This window comes from Bradyrhizobium sp. CIR48 (assembly GCF_014198315.1).
Taxonomy (GTDB): Bacteria; Pseudomonadota; Alphaproteobacteria; order Rhizobiales; family Xanthobacteraceae; genus Bradyrhizobium.
Map to the genome: position 1 here is coordinate 452,459 of NZ_JACIHG010000003.1, position 17,535 is coordinate 469,993.

9 protein-coding genes are annotated in these 17,535 nt (G+C 57.6%); all 9 read right to left on the reverse strand.

What is annotated here, in order from left to right; genetic code table 11:
• Window positions 1–439 precede the first annotated feature (439 nt).
• The gene (locus GGD66_RS12200; protein ID WP_183257887.1) at window positions 440–2,680 is read right to left on the reverse strand and encodes a hypothetical protein; all 2,241 of its coding nucleotides are present in this window, start codon (window positions 2,678–2,680) and stop codon (window positions 440–442) included.
• A gap of 1,209 nt (window positions 2,681–3,889) precedes the next feature.
• Window positions 3,890–5,137, reverse strand: coding sequence for a cytochrome P450 (locus GGD66_RS12205; RefSeq protein ID WP_409362364.1), 1,248 nt, complete (start codon window positions 5,135–5,137; stop codon window positions 3,890–3,892).
• A 328-nt stretch (window positions 5,138–5,465) separates the two neighbouring features.
• Complete coding sequence (locus GGD66_RS12210; protein ID WP_183257889.1) at window positions 5,466–6,347, reverse strand: pantoate--beta-alanine ligase; 882 nt, start codon at window positions 6,345–6,347, stop codon at window positions 5,466–5,468.
• 187 nt (window positions 6,348–6,534) lie between these two features.
• Window positions 6,535–8,016: a pentapeptide repeat-containing protein gene (locus GGD66_RS12215; RefSeq protein ID WP_183257890.1), complete on the reverse strand. Its 1,482-nt coding sequence runs from the start codon at window positions 8,014–8,016 to the stop codon at window positions 6,535–6,537.
• An 895-nt stretch (window positions 8,017–8,911) separates the two neighbouring features.
• Window positions 8,912–10,636, reverse strand: coding sequence for an ABC transporter ATP-binding protein (locus GGD66_RS12220; protein WP_183257891.1), 1,725 nt, complete (start codon window positions 10,634–10,636; stop codon window positions 8,912–8,914).
• Window positions 10,637–11,500, reverse strand: a complete 864-nt coding sequence (locus tag GGD66_RS12225; RefSeq protein WP_183257892.1) for an ABC transporter permease — start codon at window positions 11,498–11,500, stop codon at window positions 10,637–10,639.
• Window positions 11,497–12,486 (reverse strand): ABC transporter permease, encoded by a 990-nt coding sequence (locus GGD66_RS12230; RefSeq protein ID WP_183257893.1) that lies wholly within the window; start codon window positions 12,484–12,486, stop codon window positions 11,497–11,499. Before GGD66_RS12230 ends, GGD66_RS12225 begins: the two co-directional genes overlap by 4 nt.
• Window positions 12,458–14,146: an ABC transporter substrate-binding protein gene (locus GGD66_RS12235; RefSeq protein ID WP_246788851.1), complete on the reverse strand. Its 1,689-nt coding sequence runs from the start codon at window positions 14,144–14,146 to the stop codon at window positions 12,458–12,460. Before GGD66_RS12235 ends, GGD66_RS12230 begins: the two co-directional genes overlap by 29 nt.
• Before the next feature lie 35 nt (window positions 14,147–14,181).
• Window positions 14,182–15,522, reverse strand: a complete 1,341-nt coding sequence (locus tag GGD66_RS12240) for an NtaA/DmoA family FMN-dependent monooxygenase (RefSeq protein ID WP_183257895.1) — start codon at window positions 15,520–15,522, stop codon at window positions 14,182–14,184.
• Window positions 15,523–17,535: the final 2,013 nt, after the last annotated feature.

Consider the following 17,535-nt stretch of genomic DNA (forward strand, 5'->3'; position numbering starts at 1 on the left):
GCTTCAGGAAGAACGACGAGCCCCAGCATCTTTGGGGGCCAAGGAGGCTTGATGCTGGGACCGTCGTAGCCTTATGCAAAAGTAGCAAACAGGCGGCGTTGTTGTGCACCGCCCGGCTCGATTCGTCAAAGCGGCCATGATGCTCAGCTCCCGTGCCACCGAACCTTCCGCGATCCGTTGAAGCTCCGCCGACGGTTTGCGCGCCAGTTTGCCGCGGGCAAACAGGCGAAAGCACTGTTACATCCGGCGGATCGCCGCCGGCATCAGGTACGTGTTTTCCATCTGCAATACTCAGCGGCCCAACTTCTCGCATGGGTGCCGATGTTCGCCACATGCCTTTTGTAAGATGGGCTCAGCGCTGCTCGGGCAATCCGCCGCGCCGGTCTGGAAGCATGAACGCTGCCACCGAACGGCTCACCGCCGCAAGGCAACCAGCTCACTAGATCCCCAGTCGAGCCATCTGCGCTGAAACGTGCTCCGGATCGGGAAGCGGCTGCCACGGCCGGCCAGCGGCGGTGCTCAACAAGGACCTACAGAACGCAGGAGTGAGCTTGCCGCGGTGGATCACGACATTCTCGTGACCCTTGGCGGTTCGAGCGTTCTGCCAATGCTGATTGTATCCGCGCTGTTCGTCTGACTTCACGTGGCAGGCGGCGAATTCGCGATCGCCCAGCGTTGCCAATTGCCAGGCATGAACCGACTGCTCGGTATGGATGTGCACCCACATTGGCCTTGGCATCGCGCCGGAGCGCAGTGCCTTGGGTTGCAGCTTGATCTCGAATAGCTTACCTGGCTCTCCCTTCAACGCTTGCGGCGGACCCACTGACTCCAGTTCCCCCGCCGCGCGCAACTGTTCGAGATACTTTTGCGATGGAAACGGGTACGTCTTCATGCAATCGCTCGTGATTGCTGCCTTTCGCGCTTTCAATGAGTTTGCCTGTCCCTGCACCTCAGACCACATCGCCTTGAGCCGGAGTATTTTTTCGTGCACTTCGGGCACTTGCGCAGGCGTGAGCAGGCCACGTCGGCGAGGCTCCTCCAGCGCGGCTACACAGGCCTCAATCTCGGCGGCCTGCGTCTGCAAGCGCCTAATGACGAGATCCAAGACGTGGTCGGCGTCCTCGGGCTTCATCTGGCGCGCTTGCGAGACGGCACTTTGCTGAGCCGGCAGATCAAATTTCAGCAGCTCGTCCAGTCGCTCGAGTAATCCCGCCAGTGCTTTCCTGGAGGGCGGAGCCTGCCACATCTGGAGGTGCTCGGTAGCAGAGGTTGACGCCCTCGCGCGTGCCTCCTCCGCGGTCGCTAGTTTTTTGGTACCGAGGTCCGAGAGCACGATAACCTTGCCGGTTCGGGCCGTGGCCGCATCGGGCTTGGCGACTTGCGGCTCGGGCGGGCGGGCCGTCGAACTCCCCTCGCCTGCGGCCGCTGCGCGCCTTCCTTTGCCCTTTCTGCGCGCTACACTGCTTTCACCCACCGTGGCGGTATTTTCCGGCAGCGCAGCCCAAGCCGGCGGTTCAATAGTGGCTGCTAACTTTGGCTGCACTGCCAGCAACCGCATGACTTCGTTCGCCGTAAGCCACGCACCTTCCACGATCTCGTCCAGCAACTGCAACGGAAGGTCAGCTCCCGTTCCGGCCGCCCTCAGCGTAGCAACCATGGAACTCACCCCTGAAGCGAATTCGGAAAGCCGCTCCATGACACCTTCCAGAACGGCGCGATGCTCGGCGTCGAGCGGTGCCCCGTTGCTGTTCAGAACGGCCTCGGCGGTCGATACGAATGCTGGAAAAACATCCCCGATGAAGGTCCCGAGCAGACGCACCCGCCCGCTCTCGTCCATGAGGGCGTCGTGCACGTCTGGGTCGAGCGTGCTCGCTCGCGAGTCAATCAAGAGCTCCGCGAGAGCGATCCGCGAGTGCAGATACATGCACTTCGTATTGAGAGCCCAGCCGGTATGCAGTCTTAATGCGGCCTCTTCGGCCTTGCGCATCTCGGGCGTGCTGCTTGGCAAGTTGGCAGTAGCCGCACAGACAGACTGCATCCGCTCCGAGCGCAACACCTTCTTTCCCCACCATTCCATGCAGGCTGCATAGTAGTTCGACACGCTTGCAAACGCGCCGGTCACCTGGGCGGGCGTACCGGTGCCTTTGATCCTCTCCAGCCAGCCTGTTGCTCCCTTTCTTTTCTTCTCCAGTTCGTAAATAATCCGGGTGGCCACTGCGTTACATTCATCGGCCGCGTCCAGCGTGTCATCGCGGAGCCGGCGAGCCCGATCGTCGGGCAGAATGCGACGCCCCAAATTGGCAGGCAGATCCGCGTAATACTCCAGAACTGTTGAGCCTGCTTTGACGACTTGATCGATCAGCTCTTGCGCCTCTTGCAAGTTCTGGCCGTGCGTGGCCGCTCGACGGCTAGCTTCAAGCTCCTCAAGCAGGCTGCCCATTTTTCGCGTTGCTGCCTTGATCTCACCCCGCGATGGCGCCGCCACATCCGAGGTTGAGTTGCCAAGCGCCCCGGTTCTGTGTTGAGGCCCAGAGCGCATCCGCTCTATGACGGCATCGAAGGATTGACCGCGTCCTCCCGGCAAGAGGCGGGGCTCCACGCTCGAACCGCTCACGTCTTCGGTGTTGCCGGCTCCTGCGGCCCCAACTTCCGGTGCGCCGGCTCGGCCAATGCCTGTCATGCTTCGTCTCCGATAAAAAGTCACGAATGTGCAGCCCGTCTGGATAGACCGCCTGCCTGACGACTAGCTGACCAAAAGCGTTCTTGCCGATGCACAAGAAAGCCGACGTCACCTGAAGTTCCAGTTCCATCGGAGCTCCAATGTTCCTGAAGAGAGCGATGCGGGTAACTGCGTCGGTGAAAGCAGCCGCGACGTCACCGCGGCTGAGGTGCCCTGGCCTCGACGCCATCCGGTACGAGTCTTGCCCCTCTGCCGGTGGCTCCGTCCACACCGACCGAGTCAAGTCGCCCCCCAAACGTTAGTGGTAGCCAGGAGAACAGTCGGGGCCTAATCGGCGAATTATGGTCAAGCAGAAACGGCCAACTTATAGATTGGCAGACCTACGCTCGCCACACGCATCTCGCTAACGGTAAGGGGGACTTCGACATAAGAGCTTAACAACCTAGCGGCCGTACACCGGTGACGAGATGCTGAACGACGATCAGAATCGATATCTTTCCTCTTCCCAACTGGCTGAATCGACCTTCCGCAGATCCTCAGGCTGCATATCGCAAAGTGCGGCGGCCATCCGCGCCCGGTGAGATCACCTTCATAGAAATATGGCAGCGAGCACACCAAGCGCACCGAGAACCAGCCCAATGAGCGAACCGGCGGTCGGCACGTCTCTAAAGAGCAGAACCGTGAGTTGGCTCCACGACCAGGATAGCTCCCACCGATATCGAGACAATGATCCAGATATTCTTGAGATGCATGTAGCCCAGCGCGTATCCGAAAACGAGGAGGATGCCACCCAGGCATACCAGGAGAAACATCGGCCAAAGCATCGCCAGATCGTTACCGGCCTTTCCGAATTGCCTTGAGGCAATTCACTCGGCGAATATCGAAAGAGCTTCTCCAAGGAAAATCGCTGCCGCAGCTACAATTTTCAACATCAAGGTCATTGGCCTCTATGGTTTCGGCTATTCGAGGTGGCCCGGAGACCTGCATCGGAATAGCCGTTGAGGTTCAATTAGCGTGTCAAGCGCTTGCGAGTCGAGACGCGCGCCTCACCTAGAGGTCCTTCCAAGCGTCTGCCGGGCCGGTAATTGCTTCCGACATGCAGCATTGTTCCCGTCGATCACCTCAGCTGCGCTGCTTGCAGAAACCAAAGATGGCTCAGGACAAGCCCGCTCTGCCGCCTGCCGTCTGCGTGAGCAGAGCAATTTGAGCCTAGGCTGCAATCCGCACGGGGAGAGCGGAATAGCCGTGCACGAAGTTAGACGCAATCCGCTCGGGTTCGCCGACAACCTCGAACCACAATTCCGCAGACAAAATCTCTTCCCAGAGGACTCTCAACTGCAGTTCCGCAAGATGTCGACCAAGACAGCGATGGATGCCGAATCCAAACGAGAGATGCTGCCTCACATTCTTGCGATCGATCACGAAATTGTTGGCGTTCTCAATGATCTCTTCGTCCCTGTTACCGGAGATGTACCACATGACCAGCTTGTCGCCTTTCCTGATCTGTTTTCCGCCTACGATGCTGTCGATCGCGGCGGTACGGCGCATATGCGCGATTGGCGTCTGGTACCGAATAATCTCGGACACGGCGCTTGAGATCAGCTTGGGATTGTCAATTAGCTTTCGCAGCTCGGAGGGGTACTGATTCATGAACAGGAGGCCGCCGGTAATCGAGTTGCGCGTGGTGTCATTGCCACCAACGATCAGCAGAATCAGATTTCCGAGAAACTCACTTGGCCCCATGCGCCGCGTGGCCGGCGAATGCGCCATCAGGGAGAGCAGGTCGAGGCGCGGCTCGGCTTTGATGCGCTCGTTCCAAAGCCGGGTGAAATAGTCTAAGCACTCAGACAAGATGGTGCTTCGCTTCTCCCAACTGTCGATTGCATGGCCTGCTTTCGGAGCTGCAACAGCTACGTCCGACCAATAGGTCAGCAGCCGCCGATCCTCGAATGGAAAGTCGAACAGCGTGGCGAGCATTTGCGTCGTCAACTCTATTGAGACCATGTCCACCCAGTTGAAGGTCTCATTGCGCGGCAAGCCCGCGAGGATCGCCCTGACCCGAGACCGGATCAAGCCGTCGAGCTTCGTCAAGCTTTCCGGTCCGACGATCGGGCTTACGGTGTTGCGCTGCTCGGCGTGCTTGGGAGGCCCCATCTTGATGAAGCTCGGGGTCCAGTGCTCGCCAGGCACGTCGACAATCGTGACTCCTTCCTCTGACGAGAACGCTTTGTGGTTTGTGTCTACGGCTACGATATCCCGGTATTTCGTTACGGACCAATATGGACCATGAGCGCTATCTTGACAGTAGTGAACGGGATCTTCCTTTCGCAACCGCTCAAAGCAAGTCCACATGCTGTCGTCTTGAAAGCGCTTGCCCTCGCTTACATCCAGCTTGCTCAGCGGGATAACACACGAATCCTCAGCCCTATAATCTTCCGATCGCTTTGTCATGATCATACACACACACACACTTGCAGATTCTGCTCTCGAGAGTTTACGGTGTGGCGCGATTCATCGCTTCGAGCTGGCGCAGCGCTTGGCTGCGACGGGCGCTCGACCAGACTAATTCACAGTGCAGCTGGCATCGCCCTACCATGTCGGGCAGTAAGGATCGCATTGACTTTCCAAGTCGATCTACTCAATGGATCAGTGAGAGCTCCCAGCGCTGGTTAAAGGTGGTTATGCGCTGGAGGCAAAATCAAGCCGAATGCACAGTCAGCCCCTGCGTTCGGGCAGGCCCGGAGTCGCTGCTTTTGTCAACATCACGCTATGCATAATCGTGCGGCTAGGACTGTTCAGGCAGATCGATCCAGACATCCGGAGGACCATTCAGGAGTGTATCCTGATCTGGAACGTAGATACTATCGAAGACCCTGAGACCATGAGCCATTGCCGCTCCAACAATTATGAAAGGGAGCTTGACCTGCTCCAGGTCGACGAAGCTATCAGCGCCAACAATCCGAACAAAATCGAGTTTAAATTGTCGGAACGCTATTTTAGATGTAGCCGACGCTACCAGATCCTTGACGCTCGACGCTCCTTGGGCGATCTCTTTCCTCGAATGGTCCAATGCCGTGGAGAGACACGAAAGCTCATCAAGCTCGGAGCGGCTAAATCGCCTCAAACGCGACGAAATGGGCACTCCGTTCCTATATCTCACGGTGGGCACAAACCGTATCTCGCAATCGAGAAGGAGGTCTGCGACGGCGCGCTTCACCAGGATCGCCTGACCGATATCTTTCAGGCCGAAGTAGCTGCGAGTTGGTCGTGCAAAGCAGATCCAGCGAATCGCACCGGTAACGGCCTCCTTCAAGTGCTCCTGAGGCCCGTCCAAACGCAAATGATAATCGTCTTGCGATATCAGCGTCCGATAGCCCGCGGGGAACATCTCGGCGTCGTTAGACGAAAGCACGGCAGTCGCTCCTGCACGTAGCGCAAGCCGAATATCATCGTCCAAATTGAAATGGTAGCTAACACCTGGCTCAAACTGGCTCTTGTTCGGGTAGACTGTGACGATCGCGACGTCATTCTCGACTGCCGCTCTTCTAATTAATTCTGCATGCCCAAGGTGCAAGGCGCCTAAAGTGTGTACGGTGCCGATAGTCTGACCCGTTCGCGCGACTTCCCGGATGAAGGTTTTTCCCGCTGAAAGAGAGTCTAGATGCATACTTTTGTTTCCGCTTTTGACGCCAAAGAAGGGCCTTCCGATCGATCACTTGACGGAAGGTCTACCGCGTGCTGCACTGGCGCCGCACGCTAGTGAGCCTTACGACGGCTTCTCGTCCTGCCAAAGCACGAGACTTCCGCGCAATCTCGTCCAAGCGACCAAACATTCTATCTCCTTGGTCTAATCATCAGGTTGATCCCTCTCGACCGCGTCTCATCAACGAAGAGAACTCAGCTAGATAGCTTGATGGTCCGCACGGCTGATCATCCTGAAGGGCGGTCTGAAGGCCCGGACATCGGTCTGCAAAAAACGGTGGCTCGAATGTCGTTATCTTTGCGCCCGAAACGTCGACCTTTACGAAGCTGGCCTGGAAGGGCGATATCCCGCTCAGGTTCGCGTTGCGCAAGGATGATTGATTCATACGAACGTATGCGGTGCGCGCAGCCTCCAGGTTGCTGCCGGTCATTCCCGCCGCAAGATATGCCTGCACGAGATTGGATCCTTCGAGATTCGCGTGATCCAATGCCATTGATTGCGGGGGATCACCGGTAATCATCGACCTGTAGAGATAAGCATTAGATAGGTCTGCGCGTTCGAGGTCGCAGTCGCGCACAAAGGCACAGCGGCCACGAAAGCCCGATAATTTGGCGGCTCGCATTGTGCTCTCTGTTATCGAAATGCATTCGCCTGATGCCAGAGATAGGTCCGCTCCGTCGAGCTGGCATGAATGAATGGATGCACCGTTGAGCACAGCACCAACGAGGTTCGCGTTGGACAAGCTTACGGACAGAAGCCGCGCCTGGCTCAAGTCTGCCTGCCCAAGCTCCGCACTTGAAAGATTTGACAGGTGAAGATCAGCGAATGGAGCGTTCAGGGCTCTCGCCGCAATGCGGCCGCTCACCTTTGAGAGTCTCAGATACGGAAGATGAGCGCCTTCCAGGACAAGACCGTCGACCGAGGTGGGACGCACGATCGATAAACAGTCCCCCTTTGACTGGAAGAACGAGCAATCCGCCAGATACGCCTTCGTAATCGTGACTTGGCTCAGCTTGGCAAAGCGGAAGGAAGCGGAAGGAAGAAAGCATTCATTGATGGTCGAACCCTGTAATTCCGCGCCATCAAATACAGCATAACTCGCATCGCACTGGTAAGCGAGAAGTCCACTGAGCATCGCGTTGTCAAAGCGTGTCCTTTTCATGCTGCAACCGTGAAACAGACTGCCGGTCGCATCAATGATATTGCGCAGACTGGCATCATCGAAGTTGCAGACCTGCGCTGCAATCGCGTGCATATACGCAAAATCGAGCTTGGCCCCGCGGAAACTTGCCCTCTCCAGCCCCGGACAGATAAGATTGGCCTCAGAAAGGTCTGCCCGATCCAACTTTGCTCCGTAGAGCTGCGCACGATTGAGGGTACAGCGTCGCAACGGGAAATCTGACAGGTCGTGACCGTTAAAGTTCTCGGAGGATAGCTGCAAGCCAGTCCCGGTCCTTCTGATCGCCTCTTCGGTTCGCCTCCCGACGGCGGCCACCGCGCGCAACCGATCGGCAGCTCGGCTCCAGTACCGAACAAAGTCGCCATCTGATGAAAGATTGTGTTTCGGATCTGACCAGTGCTCTGCCCCGTCATTCGCGGTGCACTCGCTATCAGCGCCGATCGTTTGCGACATCACGACGATTCCGTATTGCGCGGATTACGGGAGGCCTGTTATTGACCTCTCTTTTGTTCCGCCTTGGAGGTACGCTATGCGACCGGTGGCGAACTCGTCGGCGAAATGGCGACACGATGCCTCGATGAGGCGCCTATTGTGTCGGTGATCTCCGCAGCCGGCACGCTTGAGCACGTCAGCCGAATTCTAGTCATGCGCCCCCCACTGCCGCTCGCTCGCTGAAATTGTTCGCTGACAACGCAACGGTCGTTTGACGGTGCCGATATGTCCAGAAGTCGCGGTTTGGCTCGTCAGCTCTTATAGGCACATCCAAATCGCTCTCCATCAAACAGAATGCGAAAAATTCAAGGTCTTGCTTCTTTCTCAATGGACCCACGGCTTCCGGGCGGAAAAGTGATCGTCATCTAGGGCTGCACTCAGCCCTTACGCTGCGTTACCTCGTTATCCGATAGCAACGACCGTGCCAGCCGCGCATCAGTCGGAAGCAAGGGGCTGAATAGGCGTCATGAAATCGATATTGACGCCGAATGTTTTGAACCTGACAAACACGCTTTCGTTGTCAGGGACCGCACCATGTTCGCAAGGGTATCGCGAAAGCGAAAATTCCGAGCTCGTTAGCAGGAGAGCAAGAGCCGTTAGTCTCCTTGCGGGCACTCAATCGATGACTTGCAATTCGATATTTGCGGAACGCCGACCTCACGGTTAGCGAGTGTTCGAACTCGGCTAGCCCTGCTCGGCGCGCCGGTCCGTCATCTAGTTGGAACCCGCGCCACAGACTGTCCTGGTCGAGCGATGAACGAGCGCGCAATCGTGACCAAATCGGCGGGTGCAAAGGCGAATGCCCCCGCGATCGGAGATAGACATTTTTATGATAAGGGATCGAATTCGAAGCCGTTCATGCGATGCCTTCTTCGAGGATCGTAGCTGAATGACCTATCTTGTGGTCGCGCATAAGACGCGGCATGGCGGCGATAAGGCTCTTGGTATATTCAGACTGTGGATTACGAAATATCTCGTCAGTGACGCCACTATCGACAATTCTCCCCCGACGCATAACTATGACGCGATCGCTGATAAGACGAACAACACTGAGATCATGCGAGATGAAGAGATAACTTACGCCGAGGTGGTCCCTCAGATAGCCGAGCAGGTCCAAGACCTGGGCCTGGATCGAGACGTCGAGCGCCGAAACCGGCTCATCGCAGACGATTACGGCAGGATTTGGTGCAATCGCGCGGGCGATCGCAACGCGCTGGCGCTGACCGCCCGAGAGCTCGAGCGGTCGTCGGTCCAGCAAGGCCTGGGATAGCCCGACCAGATCGAGCAGCTCGATAACGCGCTCCTGCCGCTTGCGCCGTGTCTCAACATCGCTCGAAAGGCTGTCGGATATGATGCGCCCGACCGTCCAACGTGGATCAAACGAGCCAAGAGGATCCTGGTAGATGATCGATAGCGACCGCCGCCGAGCCCGCCGTTCGCGCTCGGCGAGCCTGGTCCAAGGCCGGCCTGCAAGCTGAACGGCTCCCTCGTCAGGCTCGTCGAGGGCCAGGACCATGCGCGCCATCGTTGACTTTCCTGATCCGGACTCACCCACGATGCCCAAAGTCTCGCCGGATCGCAGTTCGAAGGAGACGTCGTCCACAGCCGCCCGTAAAGTGCCATCCGGGCCCTTGAAGCGCTTCACCAGACTTGTCGCTTCGAGCAGGATGGGACGAGATTTCGGCAGCGATTGTAGGGGTAGCTGTATTTGCTGCAGAGGCGAACCCACAATAGTCGATGGTGAGAGGCGTGAGCCGCGCGGCCGGCCTGATGGCACGGCGTCCAGCAGCTGACGAGTATAGGGGTGTCGCGGATCTCTGAATATCTGGGCAGCGGTGCCGCGTTCGACGACCTCGCCTCCTCGCATGACGAGGATCTCATCCGCCACGCGGGAGACCACTGCCAGATCGTGACTGATCAGGATCAGAGCCTTGCCCCTCGTTTTGGTCTCCTCGAGCAGTGCCAGCACATGAGCTTGCGCTGTCACATCGAGCGCGGTCGTCGGTTCGTCTGCGATCAGGATGCGCGGATCGAGTGCAAGTGCCGAAGCGATGAGAGCCCGTTGACGCTGGCCGCCGGATAATTGATGCGGCAGCTGCTCGGCCTTGGTCTCGGGCTCAGGGACACCGACGAGCTTAAGGAGAGCAATGACGCGCTGCGCGAGCTCCTCGCGTGATGATACCGCACCGTGGAGGAGCAAGCCTTCACCAACCTCTTTGCCAATCCGGCGAAGCGGGTCAAGCGAGACGAGTGCATCCTGTAATACAAAGCCAATCTCGGTGCCGCGGATGCGCCGCCAGGCACGATCGCTAAGGCCGATTAGGTCCATCCCGTCGAAGCTTAGCTTGCGTGCATGAACATTGGCGTAGCGACCAGCAAGGCCTATGAGAGACCGCGCAGTCACGCTCTTGCCCGAGCCGGATTCACCGACAATCGCAAGACACTGTCCCGGTCGGAGGGAGAAGGATATGCTGCGCACGACCGTGTTCTCGGCGATGCCGCGCCCGAAGGAAACACGCAGCGATTCGACCCTGAGGAGGTCTGGCTGCTGCGGGACAGGCTGAGGGCGACCCTGCGACATTCATCTTTGTCCTTCCAGACGGTCCTGTAGATGGCGCCCGATGATGGTGAGGCTGAGGGCAAACGCCGTAACTGCCAAACCGGGTATGATCTCAAGCCACCAGGCGTAGATTACATAATTGCGCCCGGCATTGAGCAGCGCGCCCCATTCAGGCGCCGGGGGAGCGACGCCGAGTCCTAGAAAAGCAAGACCGGAGGCCCATATAATCGCCTGTCCTACGCCGATCGTCATCATTGCCGTCAGCGGGTTCATGGCGTTGGGAAGAATATGCCTCCAGACAATACGGGGAAATGAATGGCCCAGCACCTTAGCGGCCTCCACGTAGCCTGCCCCTTTGATGGAAAGCATCTGGCCCCTGATCATGCGCGCATAGCCCGGCGCTGTTCCGATTCCGACAGCTACGACTTCAGTCAATACTGACGGCCCAAAAACTGTCACGAACACAAGGGCGAGCAAGAGCGTGGGAATTGCGAGGAGCACGTCAATAATTCTGCTGAGAATGCCGTCTAATAAACCGCCAGAAAGTGCAGCGGCGCCGCCGATGGCCATTGCAACGGACATGCTCAGCGCCGTCGCGCCAAGTCCGATAGCCAAGGATTGGCCTGCGCCCTCGACCACGCGAGAGTAAAGATCTCGACCCAGTTGATCAGTTCCAAACCAGTGAGCAATCGACGGAGACTGCAATGCCGATCTCAAATCAATAGCAAGCGGATCGTGCGTCTGCAGCACCTTTGGCACCATGGCCGCGAGGACAAAGACGCCAAAGATGATAAGACAGACCGCAATTCGAAAGGGGACATGACGCACGATCGCTAGGACTTCTCTAAGCGGCCGAGACAAGGTAACTTCGGCGAACATGCTCATGTCAACTTGATCCTCGGATCGACTACCCGGTAAGTCAGATCGACAATGATACTGGCAAGGACGAATAGGGCCGCGGAGATCAAAACAGCTCCCGAGACAATCGGAACGTCTCGCGAGGACGTCGCAGCGACAAGGACGCCACCTAGGCCTTGACGGGCGAAAACCACCTCGATCAAAATCGCGCCCGAAAGAAGTTTGCCGAGCGCCCAACCTGATAAAGTAATGCCGGGCAATGCGGCATGGCGGAGGACATGGCGAAGCCTGACGCCGAAATCACTCATACCCCGCGCCCTTGCGGACGTAACGAACGGCTGCTCGAGCACGCGCGTGAATTCGTTCTGAACGATTTGTCCGAAAAAGCCCGATAGTTCAAGAGCCAACGCAAGTGTCGGCAGAACGAGCCCGATCGGCGAATTTCCCCCGATCACCGGAAAAATGCCTAGCTTTACCGCAAAGAGCACAAGCAGAATTGTGGCTAGCCAGTAAGGCGGCACCGTTGCCAAAAAGACTTGTGTGTCATTGAGCAGCTTCGACCATATGTTGTCTCTGCCAGCGATGAACAAGGTTGTCAGAATTGCGATAAGCCATGCGGTCAGCAGCGCAGCGATGGCCAGAACAATCGTGGGGCCAATCTGTTCCGCAATAATCGCTGCGACAGGCCGATGTTGCTGGTACGACTCGCCAAGATCTCCATGCAGGATCTGCAATATGTATTTGCCGTATTGAACCGCGAGCGGCTGATCAAAACCATATTTCGCGTTGATCGCTGCAAGCTCCGCCGACGACGCCGGCCCGACGTTGCCACTCGTCACATTGATGATGATCTGGGCGCGGTCGCCAGGGAGCACACATTGAATAAAGAACGCAAAGGTTGCGGCAGCCCACACCACGACCACGCCGGAGAATATCCGGCGCGCGAGCCAAACGATGGGACGATGGGCTACTATCATCACGGCGTCACTTCCCGTCATCGAAATGAGCGTCATAGAAAACGGGTTCGCCAACCGAGCCGCGGTCCAGCCAAACGTCTTTGAGATTCGGCTTGGTTGCCAACGTTACGTCCAGCACCGTGAGGCCAATCACAGGAGCCTCATCCACGATCTTCCGTTCCGCCTGCTGATAGAGGGCGGTACGTTGCGCCCCATTGAGTTCCTGCTCCGCCTTTTGAATGACGTCCCAAAGCGTCAGATCTTGATAGCGTGAGGGATTGAAGCGATTGGTCTCGCCGTTCTGATCGGGCTTCCACGAGATCCGGAATATCTCAGCGCCGGGGGCAACCCAATAGAGGAGAACGACCTCATAATCATCGGGTCCGAGGTTTTTTCCGGCGAAGAAATCAGCCGGATTGGTGGGTTGAAGACGTACGTCAAAACCGGCCTCCCTTGCCTGCTGCTGGATAACTTGCAAGGCTTGCTCGCCATCCGGCTTCAGGAACGCGTTCGAATAGGAAATGCGCACGATGAGCGGATTGCCGTTCTTGACACGAACGCCGTTACGATTTCGCTCAGTCCAACCCGCCTGATCAAGCAGCTGATTGGCCTTCCGAACATCGTATCCATAGGAATGGCCGAGCTCAGGCAAATATTCCTGCGAGCTCTGACTTAGCGCCCCGTTGCCCTCAAACGGCAAAGAGCCAAGGAAGGATGTGTCGACCGCGGCTCTTCGGTCAGTAGAATAGGCAAAGGCCTTGCGGACGAGCACGTCGTCAAATGGGGGCCGGGCCGTATACAATGCCAAGCGCAGGGGGGTGCCGCCGGTAAGGTGCCGCAAGACTGAAAAGCGGGAGTTGGCGTCCTTCCATGCGACAGCCGGGATATCGTATATGGCATCGGTCTCGCCCGTGATCAGCGAGCCGTATCGGACAGTCTGATCTGGCAGAAACTTCCAGGTGATCCCGTCAACGTAAGCCGGCCCTTGATGTTTTGCGGTGGCCGGGGCCGAATTGTAGTCGGGATTGCGGCGGAAGGTGACTTCTCGCCCACGGCGCCACTTGTCGACAATGAATGGGCCGGAACCGACAGGGTTCTCGCAATTGACCGCGAGTCCACGTTTGAGCGCCGATGGCGAGAGAATGCCTTGTGAGGATTGGGCGAATACGTTCAGCAAGGGCTGGAACGGCACCTTTAATTTTACCTGCAACTTCAGAGGAGCAATTGCAGTTGCCGATTCGAAGCTATCGCCAAGATAGGGAGCGGCAGTCGGATTGCGAAGATCGGGGTCGTTGCTAAGCCATCCGTTGATGTTGTCAGCGATAGCCTGCGCATCGAGCGCAGTCCCGTCAGTGAACTTTACTTTCGGCTTTATCTCGAATGTGTACACCTTTTTGTCGTCGGAAATGCTCCAAGACTCAGCCAGCCATGGCACAATGTTGCCGCCCTCGGTGCGCGCAACCAGATTATCGCTGTACTGACGTTGCAGATACCATTGCTGCACCCAGCCCCCGAACAGGCAAGCAGGCTCTTGAAAATGCCCGTAACGAATAACGCCTCCTCGCTTTACACTGCCGGCTAACCCTTCTTGAGCATGAATGCTGGGCACCAATTGCGACAGGCCCAATAGCACGACAAGGGTAGCCGCCACTTTTCTTGCTGGATAGTTCGGCTTGCCAGTGAAGCGCCTCGTTGACCGCGAATTCGATAAAGGCATATTCAGGCTCCAGAGCATTTGGTGTTGAGGAAGCGTCAGAACTGTGAGCTAGGTGTGGCTCGTGCCGGCTCGAAAGGAATGGAAATCCCGAAATGCTCTCGCAGAGTCTGTCCCCGATATTCTTTGCGAAATAGCCCGCGCTTCTGCAGGATGGGCACCACATTGTCGACAAACGCTTGAGTGCCATCTGTCAGCACGTCGGGAATGATGTTGAAACCATCGACCGCGCCAGCGCGGAACCATGCCTCAATCGAATCCGCGATCTGCTCGGGTGCACCCACGAGCAAGCGATGGCCAAAAGCTTGAACGCTGCTGATGATTTCGCGAACCGTCCGACCTTGACGTGCCAGAGTTTCAATCGTGCGATGGTGACCGACAGAAAACGGAACATCATCTGCATTAGGCAAAATCTCCTCCGGGATCGGCCTTTCGAGGCTAAGCTTCTCGACCGCCACGCCCATGCTTCGTGCAAGAGAGGCGACGGCGCGCTCCAGATCGAGCAGTCCGTCCAGTTTTTCTTTGCGACGAGCCGCTTCTTCCTCGGTGCCTCCGATACAGGTGACAAGGCCTGGCAGGATGAGCGGAGCAGCAGGGCGGCCGAATTGCCGAGAGAGCGCGCGCAGGCGCCCTGCCTCCTGCAAAGCCGTTGTCAAGTCTCCAGCTGCCGCAAACACGACATCTGCACTGCGGGCACCAAGCCGTAGTCCGGGATCCGAACCACCCGCTTGAACGATGACTGGCTGGCCTTGGGGCGAAGCGGGATGCGTGAGTGGGCCTCGGATGCCGAAACTATTCGTATTGGGGTCGAGCAGGCGGAATTGACTCGCATCTGCGTAAACTCCCGCAGCCTGATCGGCGATGACCATCTCGCCGCTCCAGCTCAGCCAGAGAGCACGGACGGTTTCAACGAAGTCCTCGGCGCGTCTGTATCGATCCGCTCGCCCGACCTCTCGACCGCCAAAGTTTGCAACCGTCGCCGGGCTCGACGTCGTGACCGCGTTCCACGCAACGCGGCCACCGCTGATGACATCAAGCGATTGGAAACGCCGAGCGAGATTGTATGGTTCATTGTAGGTTGTCGACGCTGTCGCAATCAGGCCAATTCGCTCCGTTTCACGTGCAATCACAGCGAGAACCAGCGTCGGTTCGAGCCCGTTAAGCGGCGGCTGGTGCGTAATGTCGGAACTTATCGCAGGGGTATCGGCCAGAAATACAGCATCCAGCAGACCACGCTCCGCAATCTTCGCAGTGCGGACGTAGTGCTCGATGTCGAAAAAGGCGCTTGGATTTGTGCCCGGCCAGCGCCACGCCGCGAAATGACCACCGGCACCATGAAGATTTAAGCCAAGATGAAGCATGGAGTTACCCGAGGACATCGCAGCCCCTCGTGCGGCGGCCTCTGAGCTGCTTGGTTGGCCTTGTGGACAAGTCGATCTCGGCAGCCAGCCTGCGCTTTCTCGCAAGCTGACCCTGCATGTGCTCCGGGCATTCAATTTGACGGATAGACAACAAACAGTCGGTTGATGTGAGAAGAATGTCACCAAAGAAGCTTTTGTTAGGTCTTGCGATCTTCTCCGAGCGGGCGCGGCCGAGAAGAGCTTCGATCGCGCTATTTGCCGATTGGCGCCGACGGGACAGCTTGTTTCCAGCGGCTGGTTGTTTCCACACGAGTACACTCACATCGGCTCTCCAGAATTCATCAAGAAGCCAGCTCCTTTTCAAGGAAGATGTTTTGGATGGCATTCGCGATCGAAACGTTTGGACTCCCGACCGGGCGAGCAATGATCAAGCAAGAGGATCTTTAGAGGTCCAGACCCCGCAAACGCAATAGTTGAGTATTTCAATCTACTATCGTCTGTTGGCATCCTCTTCTATTTCGATGCCTATCTTTCCGTCGCTTAACCCAAATGGCCTCTGATCAGGCTCACCGAAAACGCGCTGCCTGATTGCAGCGGCTTCAATTGGCAGCGCCGGCTCGAAGCGAACGACATCAATTGATGCGTTCGAGAACACACGACAGATTTGGCGCGACATTGTTGATCAACCGCTTGCTGCTCCGTTGCAAAGCGACATCCGATCAATAAGGCCGCGCCAAGTCCACCATCTAATAATGCGGTGAAACATTCCAGATTTTCGATGCCTCGTTAAGGCAACGCTTGGAAGCTGAACTCTCTTCTGCACCACCCGTGCCGCCTGCTGCATTCGAGGATGCTACGGACCTTCGGTTGATTATCTTGCAGGCGCCGCATCGACCTCGCGTTTTTTATCGGTATGATGACCGAGCGCGACTTTGCAAGAATGCCCGTCGTCACAGCTCCTTCTCGTGAGCGCGCCGATACGGGCACGGTTTCAGTTACCTTTGGACATTGGCCACCTCAGAGCGTCAAAAATCGCCCGCATCAACGTTCGCGGAATCACGCAGTTGGGTATTGGAGCGCGTCACTTACCGGCACATGAGGTGGGGCGCGCCTCTCGTGATGAATGGCGGGCTATCAGCTTCAACAATGCCAGATCGAATCGCCTGCCCAGCGTCGAGGTCTGCGGCCATCATCGGCGAGGGAGATCACGGATGACACGCTCCGCGCCAGCTTGGTGGCCGGCCGCAGCCCCGGCGTTCTGACCTAAGCCATCACCGTCCTGCTGCCGTCCTGCCACTAGCAACAGGGGTGCAACCCGCGAGCGCCAAGAGCCGCTTCCTTCGGGCATCGCAGCGGCCAACTGGCCGCTTTGGATCGACTCAGGAAGACTAATGATAGTCTAATTTTCATGCATCGGGTGCGGCACCGCTTATTCGGTGGTTCAGGAGCAGGTCTCCGCCGCTTTGAATAGCTCAGGCCTTTTTAGCTGTGCGCGTTGCGGGAACCCCGTCCATCACTGGTCTGGGATCTATCGCTACTTTGACTGGAAACGCGTCGGGCCCAGAGGATGGGAAGGAGGAGCCGATACGACCGACTGCGCAGATCGCTCTAGGTCCTTTTGTTCGGCTGCGCCTGCAGGCCACACCAGAAGGCTTTCGCCGCGATATGGTTGTTTAGGCGCGACCAACCTTGTGGTGCACGTGTGGCGCATTGGCTGCAAGCGTCAACTCGCCATTTTGTCTTTCCGAGCTGAGGCGCCCGTGCGCCGGTTCGTCGCCGCCGCGGCTTTCATGCGAGCCGAATTGTTCGTGGCCTTGCCAAGTCTGGTCGGCAATCCAACGTCTCGCGGCAACCCAGCCCCCATGATATTGTGAGTTTAGGCTATTCCGCGCGTGTTGCGGATGCCTGGATCGAAGTAGCATCGCGCAGGTCTTGTTGGCGACCAGCGCCCGGCGGGCCCACGCGAATCCTCGCGCCCATCAGCAATCCCAACAGAGCACAGTGAGCTCCACGCCACGCCGGCGCGGTCAC

Coding starts and splice junctions, on each gene's coding strand:
- GGD66_RS12240 (WP_183257895.1), bottom strand. CDS start 15,522: ATGTCCTCGGGTAACTCCATGCTTCATCTTGGCTTAAATCTTCATGGT.
- GGD66_RS12210 (WP_183257889.1), bottom strand. CDS start 6,347: ATGCATCTAGACTCTCTTTCAGCGGGAAAAACCTTCATCCGGGAAGTC.
- GGD66_RS12200 (WP_183257887.1), bottom strand. CDS start 2,680: ATGACAGGCATTGGCCGAGCCGGCGCACCGGAAGTTGGGGCCGCAGGA.
- GGD66_RS12225 (WP_183257892.1), bottom strand. CDS start 11,500: ATGAGCATGTTCGCCGAAGTTACCTTGTCTCGGCCGCTTAGAGAAGTC.
- GGD66_RS12215 (WP_183257890.1), bottom strand. CDS start 8,016: ATGTCGCAAACGATCGGCGCTGATAGCGAGTGCACCGCGAATGACGGG.
- GGD66_RS12235 (WP_246788851.1), bottom strand. CDS start 14,146: ATGCCTTTATCGAATTCGCGGTCAACGAGGCGCTTCACTGGCAAGCCG.
- GGD66_RS12205 (WP_409362364.1), bottom strand. CDS start 5,137: ATGATCATGACAAAGCGATCGGAAGATTATAGGGCTGAGGATTCGTGT.
- GGD66_RS12220 (WP_183257891.1), bottom strand. CDS start 10,636: ATGTCGCAGGGTCGCCCTCAGCCTGTCCCGCAGCAGCCAGACCTCCTC.
- GGD66_RS12230 (WP_183257893.1), bottom strand. CDS start 12,486: ATGACGCTCATTTCGATGACGGGAAGTGACGCCGTGATGATAGTAGCC.